This is a genomic window from Bacillus sp. SKDU12, from assembly GCF_010093085.1.
GTDB lineage: Bacteria > Bacillota > Bacilli > Bacillales > Bacillaceae > Bacillus > Bacillus mexicanus.
This window is the reverse complement of record NZ_MSRC01000026.1, coordinates 1-1,844: the sequence shown is the minus strand read 5'-3', so window position 1 is coordinate 1,844 and position 1,844 is coordinate 1. Positions and strand designations below refer to the sequence as shown.

At 55.6% G+C, this 1,844-nt stretch carries 1 protein-coding gene; it reads right to left on the bottom strand.

Going from position 1 to position 1,844, the window contains the following annotated elements; genetic code table 11:
• Positions 1-1,844, bottom strand: a 1,844-nt coding sequence (locus BTW01_RS18220) for a non-ribosomal peptide synthetase (RefSeq protein ID WP_162104363.1), incomplete at both ends; no start/stop codon positions are given.

Here is a 1,844-nt window from a genome sequence, read left to right as displayed (position 1 = left end):
TACGCTGGATCGGCGTCAGGGTGACTTCGCCTTCCACAGGGCCTTGGTCTGCCTGTTTGCCTTCGGCACGCTCCACATATTGGGTCAGCTCCTCGATCGTCGGGTGCTGGAAGAGATCTTTCATTTCCAGCTTCCAGCCTTGCTGGTTCAAGCGGCTCGCCATCTGGATGCCTTTGATGGAATCTCCGCCGAGTGAGAAGAAATTGTCGCTGACACCGATCTTCGGTACACCGAGCACGTCCTGCCAAATGCCGGCAAGCAGCTCTTCCATGTCGGTCGTAGGCGCTTTGTATTCTTCACTTCCCGCTTCGATGTCAGGCTCAGGCAACGCTTTGCGGTCTACTTTGCCGTTTGCCGTAACCGGAAGCTCATTCAGCGTCACCCAGAACGCCGGGATCATGTAGTCCGGCAAGGTTTCCTTCAATGCCGCTTTCAGCACTTCAATATCAGCTGATTCCGGTGTGACGTAAGCCGCGAGCGCTGTATTGCCGCCTATATCTTTGACAGCTGTCACCGCCGCATCCTGCACGTCGGAAAGCTGGGCGAGCTGGACTTCAATTTCTGAGAGCTCGATTCGGTAGCCGCGAACCTTGACCTGCTGGTCGATCCGGCCGATGTATTCGATGCCGCCGTTTGCCCATTTCACCAAATCACCGGTGCGGTACATGCGTTCACCCGGCACAAACGGATCAGCGACAAACCGCTTCGCGGTTTCGTCTTCCCGGTTCAGATAGCCGCGCGCCAGTCCGCGTCCCGCCACACAAAGTTCTCCGGCTACGCCTTCCGGCTGGACTTGATCGCCCGCGCCGAGAATGTACACTCTCGTATTGGCGATCGCCCGTCCGATGGAAAGCGATCCTTCCTCCGGATTGATGTCCGCGCTTGTGGCGACAACTGTATTTTCTGTCGGCCCATAGTTGTTGACGAGCGTGTAAGGCTGTTTCACGGCACGCTTCAGCTTGTCTCCTCCTGTCAAGAGGACACGGAGTGAGGTGTTCTCAAGCTCCATGAACTGTTCCGCCAGCTGCGTCGGCAGGAACGTGATCGTGACGCCGTTCGTTTCGAAATAATCGTTCAGGCGGACGATATCAAGGCGGATCGCTTCATCAATGACGTGAAGCTCGGCGCCGATGGTCCAAGTCGGGAACATCTCCCAAATGGAGGCGTCAAACCCGAAGCCCGCGTACTTCGCACTGCGGTCCTCCGCTGTCATATAGAACGCGTTATGATGCCAGAAGCACAGGTTGACAAGCGCATGGTGCTCAACCATGACCCCCTTCGGCTGTCCGGTCGTTCCAGACGTGTAAATCATGTAGGCGAGATTCTCCGCTTTTGCAGCTGTGAGCGGGTTTTCCTCGTCATTTTCATCAAGCGGCAGGCTAAAAATCGTCCGATCACCGTCGAGAAGAATAACGTCTCCCGTAAAGCTTTCCGGCACTGAAATGCCTTCCTGCTTCAAGAGAAGCTTCGCGCCGCTGTCTTGTAAAATATAGTCAATCCGCTGATCCGGATAGTCAGGATCAATCGGCACAAACGCCGCGCCAGCCTTTAAGACGCCGAGCACTGCGGCGGACATTTCCAGCGACGGCTTCGTGAGAACGCCGACGCGCTCATCCGCCTGAACGCCGCAGTCAATCAGAATCCGCGCAAGACGATTTGCCTTGGCATTCAGCTCGCCGTATGTCCATGACTGGCCGTTGTATGTGACAGCCGGTCGGTCTTTGTGGCGCTGAGCCGTTTCTTCAAATAGCTGATGAACCGTTTTGTCTGTCGGCACAGGCAGTGTTTTTCCTTTCCATGCCTCAAGAAGCGTTTGTTTTTCTGTTTCAGTAACGAGTGACAGG